The following is a 5,435-nucleotide window of genomic DNA, read 5'->3' on the forward strand; positions in this document are numbered from 1 at the left end:
GCGCGGCGCGGCGGCTTCCGGTCGTCGAGGGCGGCGACCAGGCGGGGCAGCTCGGCCGGGTCCAGGGACGCGTCGGCGTCCATCACGCACACCGTCCCGGCGGTGGCCGCCAGCAGCCCGGCGTGGCAGGCGGCGCCGAACCCGCGGTGCGGCGCGTCCACGACCCGCGCGCCGTGCTCGGCGGCGACGCGCGCCGACCCGTCGGTGGAGGCGTTGTCGACCACCAGCGGACGGAATCCCGCCGGCATCCGCGTCAGCACCCACGGCAGCGCCTCCGCCTCGTTCAGGCACGGCAGCACCACGTCGACCGCGCCGACCGCGTCGGCGGCGTCGGTGGCGGCGGTCACGAGGCCGCGCTCCTGGCCGGGGCGGCCGCGGCGGCGGGCGTCCGCGCGAACTCGGCCATGCCCTCGGCGAACGGCACCAGCGGGAAGAACCCCAGCTCGGCGCGGGCCCGGTCGGGACGCGCCGCGATGTGCCGCACGTCCCCCAGCCGGTACCCGCCGGTCACTTCGGGTGCGGGGCCGTCCAGCGCGCCCGCCAGCGCCGCGGCCATGTCCCCGACGGTGCGGGGCTCGCCGCTGGCGATGTTGTAGGGGCGCAGCCCGCCCGGCCGGGGCGGCCCCGCCGCGGTCCGCTCCAGCGCCAGGACGTTCGCGCGGGCGACGTCGCGGACGTGCACGGAGTCGCGGCGCTGCGCGCCGTCCTCGAACACCAGCGGGGCGCGCCCGTCCAGCAGCCGGGACCGGAAGAGCGCCGCGACGCCCGCGTAGGGGGTGTCGCGCGGCATCCGCGGCCCGTACACGTTGTGGTACCGCAGCGCCGCCGCGGACCCGCCGGTGGCGCGCGCCCACGACGCGGCCAGGTGCTCTTGGGCGAGCTTGGTGTCGGCGTAGACGTTGCGGGGATCGGGCGGGGCGTCCTCGCCGACGGCGCCGGGCGCCAGCGCCCGCCCGCAGCGGGGGCAGCCGGGCTCGAACCGGCCGGCGTCCATGTCCTGCGCGGCGCGCGGGCCGGGCCGCACGGCGCCGTGCCGTTCGCAGCCGTAGGCGCCCTCCCCGTACACCACCATCGAGGACGCCAGGACCAGCGTCGCGACGCCGGCGCGGGCCATCTCGGCCAGCAGCACGGCGGTGCCCTGCACGTTCACCGACGTGTAGTCGGGCAGGTCGGCGACGTCGCGCCGAGGCCGACCTTGGCGGCCTGGTGGCAGACGGCAGCCGCGGCCAGCAGCCGCGCGACGGCGGCGGCGTCGCGCACGTCCGCCCGGCCGCCGTCGTGGCCGCCGTCGCGGGCACCATCGCGGGCGCCGTCGTCGTGGGCGCCGGGGTGCAGGTCCAGGCCGCGGACGTGGTGCCCGGCGGCCTCCAGCGCCTCGGCGATGTGCGAGCCGATGAATCCGGCCGACCCGGTGAGCAGTACGTTCATGCGGACGAACGTAGGCCGCGCGACCCGCCCGGACGGCCGCGAAAGGCCCGGCCCGGTCACCTCGTCAGCGACTCGTAAGATCTTCTTTGCCGCGGGCGGCGGCCGCGTCCAGGATCGGGGCCAGCAGGGCGGCGGCGCGGTCGACGTCGTCTTCGGTGGTGCTCAGGTGGAACGCGCACCGCAGCCGTCCCGCCCGCACCGCCGCGACCACCCCGGCGTCCCGCAGCCGCTCGGCGGTGCCGTCGGGGACCGGCACCGACACGATCGCCGAATCGCCCGGCGGCAGGCCCAGCGCCGCCCGGAACCGGCGGGCGAGCGCGACGTCGTGCGCGTGGATCGCCGGGACGCCGACGCGTTCCAGCAGCTCCAGCGCCGGGGCGTGCGCCCAGCTCGCCCACACCGGCGACAGGTCGAACCGGCGGGCGTCGGCGGCGAGCCGCAGCGGCGTCCCGTAGATCGAGTCCCAGATGTCGGCGCCGCCGTACCAGCTCGCCCCGACCGGCGGCAGCGCGGCCAGCGCCTCCTCGGTGCCGGCCAGGAACGCGGTGCCGCGCGGGCCCAGCAGCCACTTGTACCCGCCGCACACCAGCCAGTCGACGCGGTCGGCGGGCAGCGGCAGCCACCCGGCGGCCTGGGTGACGTCCAGCAGCACGCGGGCGCCGTGCGCGCGGGCCGCGCGGGTCAGGTCGTCCATGGCGACGATGCGGCCGTCGGCAGACTGCACGGCCGACACCGCGACCAGGTCGGTGCCGGCGTCGATCCGGTCGACGATCGTGTCGAGCGGCACCGCGCGCACGTCCAGGCCGGGGCGGGCCAGGAACGGGAACAGCAGCGAGGTGAAGTCGCCCTCGGCGACCAGCACGCGGGCGCCGTCCGGCAGGGACGCGGCGACGAGCCCGACGAAGTACGACACCTGCGCGCCGCCTGCGACCCGGGACGCGGGGAGCCCGACGATGCGGGCGAACGCCTCGCGGGAGCGGGTGACCGCGGTGTCGGGCCCGCGGGCGGCCATCAGCCCGGCGGCCCGGTCGCGTTCGGCGGCAAGGACGGCTTCGTGGGCGGCGCGCGGCGGCAGCCCGTAGGTGGCGGTGTTGAGGTAGGCGACGCCGGCGGTGAATTCCCGCTGCGCCTCCCGGAGGGAGATGGTCGTGCCGTCGCTGTTCATGCGGTCATCGTCTCCCATGCGCGTCCCCCGGTCCGCGTCGGCGGGCGCGCCGCGGGCCGGTCGCGGGCCGGTCGTGAGGGGCGGCGATGAGTTCGGCGCGGCGGCCGGGTCGGTCTCGTGCGAGAGGCCGTGCGGCGAAGGAGGACACCGTGACCGGGCGCGAACCCGCCGGGACCGTCGACCTGGACATCTACGGCGGCGGGCCCCTGGAGCGGCGGGACGGCCCGCGTCGCGCCGGTGGCGGCGCCGCGGCCCGCAGGAGAGCGGGCCGGGCGGGACGGACGGTCCGGGGCGGTGCGTCCCGTCGGGTGGGCGGGCGGCGGGGCGGGGCCGTAGGCTTCGGGGCCATGAGCGATCGCCCCTCCCCCGCCTCCTACCTCACGACGCTGTTCTCGCTGGAGGGACGGGGCGCGGTGGTGACCGCGCGGCAGTTCGGGGATCGGCCGGGCGATCGCGGGGGCGCTGGGCCGGGCGGGCGCGGCGGTGGTGGTCGTGGCGCGCCGCGAGGCCGAACTGGACGAGACCGTCCGGGAACTGCGCGGGCAGGGGTGCCGGGCGCCGCGCGTCAGCGCCGACCGGTTCGCGGGAGCAGGTGGCGCGGGCGGCCGAGGACGCGGCGGCGGTGTTCGGCGAGCCCGACATCGTGGTGAGCGCCGCCGGGGTCAACCTGCGGCCGCCGATGGACGACCTGGACGGCGGGGTGTGGGACGCCACGATGGCGGTGAACCTGGACGCGCCGTTCCTGCTGGGGCAGCGGTTCGGCCCGGGCATGGCCGGGCGGGGGTTCGGGCGGCTGATCCACATCGCCTCGCAGCAGGCGTTCCGCGCGTTCGTGGGCAGCGGCGCCTACGGGGTGTCGAAGGCGGGGCTGGTGGCGCTGGCGCGGTCGCAGGCCGAGGCGTGGTCGGGGCGGGGCGTGACCGCGAACACGCTGGTGCCGGGGTTCGTGATGACGCCGCTGAACGAGCGGCTGTCGTCGGATCCGGAGCGGGTGCGGGCGCTGGCGGCCCGCACGATGACGGGCCGCAACGGGCTCGCCGAGGATTTCGCGGGCGCGGCGGTGTTCCTGGCGAGCCCGTCGGCTTCGCAGGTGACGGGGCAGTCGCTGTTCGTGGACGGCGGGTTCTCCGCCCACTGAGCCACCGCCCCGGCCCGGGTCACCCGGTGGCGCCGCCGGCGAGGTCGTCGATGCGGGCGGCCAGGTCGAAGTCCTTGGCGGTGAGGCCCCCGGCGCTGTGGGTGGTGAGGGTGAACGTCAGGGTCCGCCAGCGGATGTCGATGTCGGGGTGGTGGTCGGCGGCCTCGGCGGCGCGGGCGACGCGGCCGACCAGGTCGATGCCGTCCAGGAAGGTCGCGGCGCGCACCTGCCGGCGGATGGCGTCGCCGTCGCGCGTCCAGTCGGGCAGTGCGCTCAGCCGGTCGGCGACGGCGGTGTCGTCGAGGATGTCGGCCATCGGGGTCCTCCTCATGGTTCGCGCTCGTGGGTCACGGGGCGCGGTTGCGTCCTTCCCCGTTGCGCGGCGAGTACATCACGGCCGCGGCGGCCGTCCCGGACGGAACACCGACGGGACACGGGACGGGACGCGGTCAGGGCGGGGGCTGGGCGGTTCCGGGGAGGCGGACGCGGGCGAGGGTGCCGCCTCCGGCGGCGGGTTCCAGCGCGACGGTCCCGCCGCTCTCGGCGACCGACCGCGCGACGATCGACAGCCCGAGGCCCGAGCCGGGCAGGCTCCGCGCGGACGGGGACCGCCAGAACCGCTCGAAGACGTGCGGGAGGTCCCCGGCCGGGATGCCGGGGCCCCGGTCGCGGACGGTGAGTTCCCCGCGGGCGAGGCGGACGTCGACGGTGCCGCCCGGCGGGCTGAACTTGACGGCGTTGTCGAGGAGGTTGACGACGGCGCGTTCCAGCGAGGCGGGGTCGCCCGGCACGTACCAGGGGCGGGTGTCGTCGCGGACGGTCAGGCCGGGGCCGCGCAGGCGGGCGCGTTCGACGGCGCGGGCGACGACGTCGTGCAGCGGCACGGTCTCGCGGACGGGGCCGGTCTCGTCGGGGCGGGCCAGTTCCAGCAGGTCGCCGACGAGGTCGGTCAGTTCCAGCATCTGCGCCTTGACGTCGGCCAGCAGGGTGCGGCGGGTGTCTTCGGGCAGGTCGCGGCCGGCGGCGTCGGCGCGCAGCAGCAGGTCGATGTTGGTGCGCAGGCTGGTCAGCGGGGTGCGCAGCTCGTGCCCGGCGTCGGCGATGAGGCGCCGCTGCCGTTCGCGGGACGCGGCCAGCGCGCCGGTCATGGTGTTGAAGGAGCGGCCGAGGCGGGCGATCTCGTCGGTGCCTTCCTCGGGGATGCGCACGTCGAGGTCCTCGGTGCGGGCGATGTGCTCGACGGCGCCGGTCAGCTCGTCGACGGGCCGCAGCCCGGCGCGGGCGATCATCAGCCCGGCGCCCGCGGACGCCAGGACGCCGAGGGCGGTGACGGCGGCCAGCAGCATCGCGAGGTTGTCCAGGGGGCCCTGGACGTCCTCGAGCGACAGCGCGTACGACAGCGCGGCGGTCGAGCCGTCGCCGGTGCGGACGGGGCGGGTCAGGACGCGGACGTCGACGGTGGCGCCGTCGGAGGTGGTGGCGGTGCCGTCGTGCAGGGCCTGCCCGCTGTCGCCGCGCGCGACGGCGGCGCGTGGCGGCGGTGACCCGCAGGGCGCCCGCGTCGGGGACGGTGCAGCGCTGCCCGTCGGCGTTGACGACCTGCATCATGATCGACGGCCCGGGCGGGCGCAGCCCGGTCCCGGCGGTGGCGTCGTGGTCGCAGTCGCGCAGCACCTGGTGCAGGCCGCGCGGCAGGCCGGCAGG

The 5,435-nt window shown here is 77.7% G+C and carries 8 protein-coding genes; 2 read left to right on the forward strand and 6 right to left on the reverse strand.

Annotated elements, in window-relative coordinates:
• The 4 genes from BJF79_RS30630 to BJF79_RS30640 all read right to left on the reverse strand — a co-directional run.
• Positions 1 to 347: glycosyltransferase family 2 protein (locus tag BJF79_RS30630; RefSeq protein WP_143220428.1), on the reverse strand; the 347-nt coding region annotated here is incomplete at its 3' end.
• A complete protein-coding gene (locus BJF79_RS30635; protein WP_262402772.1) occupies positions 344 to 1,144 on the reverse strand; it encodes an NAD-dependent epimerase/dehydratase family protein in 801 nt (266 codons plus the stop codon). The genes BJF79_RS30630 and BJF79_RS30635, both read right to left, overlap by 4 nt.
• A gap of 2 nt (positions 1,145 to 1,146) precedes the next feature.
• On the reverse strand, positions 1,147 to 1,428 hold the full coding sequence (locus BJF79_RS62275) for an NAD-dependent epimerase/dehydratase family protein (RefSeq protein WP_262402773.1): 282 nt from the start codon (positions 1,426 to 1,428) through the stop codon (positions 1,147 to 1,149).
• 64 nt (positions 1,429 to 1,492) lie between these two features.
• Positions 1,493 to 2,593 (reverse strand): aminotransferase class V-fold PLP-dependent enzyme, encoded by a 1,101-nt coding sequence (locus tag BJF79_RS30640; protein ID WP_075902640.1) that lies wholly within the window; start codon positions 2,591 to 2,593, stop codon positions 1,493 to 1,495.
• 592 nt (positions 2,594 to 3,185) lie between these two features.
• Between BJF79_RS30640 and BJF79_RS30645 the strand changes: the two genes are divergently transcribed.
• Complete coding sequence (locus tag BJF79_RS30645; RefSeq protein WP_262402774.1) at positions 3,186 to 3,731, forward strand: SDR family NAD(P)-dependent oxidoreductase; 546 nt, start codon at positions 3,186 to 3,188, stop codon at positions 3,729 to 3,731.
• 19 nt (positions 3,732 to 3,750) lie between these two features.
• On the opposite strand, the gene BJF79_RS30650 is transcribed toward BJF79_RS30645, so the two are convergent.
• Positions 3,751 to 4,047, reverse strand: a complete 297-nt coding sequence (locus tag BJF79_RS30650; RefSeq protein ID WP_075902642.1) for a 4a-hydroxytetrahydrobiopterin dehydratase — start codon at positions 4,045 to 4,047, stop codon at positions 3,751 to 3,753.
• A 133-nt stretch (positions 4,048 to 4,180) separates the two neighbouring features.
• Positions 4,181 to 5,077 (reverse strand): sensor histidine kinase, encoded by an 897-nt coding sequence (locus BJF79_RS30655; protein WP_075902644.1) that lies wholly within the window; start codon positions 5,075 to 5,077, stop codon positions 4,181 to 4,183.
• Positions 5,078 to 5,189: 112 nt separating this feature from the next.
• On the opposite strand from BJF79_RS30655, the gene BJF79_RS62280 reads away from it, so the two are divergent.
• A partial coding sequence (locus BJF79_RS62280; protein ID WP_262402775.1) for a hypothetical protein occupies positions 5,190 to 5,435 on the forward strand: 246 nt, incomplete at its 3' end.

The sequence above is a fragment of the Actinomadura sp. CNU-125 genome (assembly GCF_001942465.1).
Taxonomy (GTDB): domain Bacteria; phylum Actinomycetota; class Actinomycetes; order Streptosporangiales; family Streptosporangiaceae; genus Spirillospora.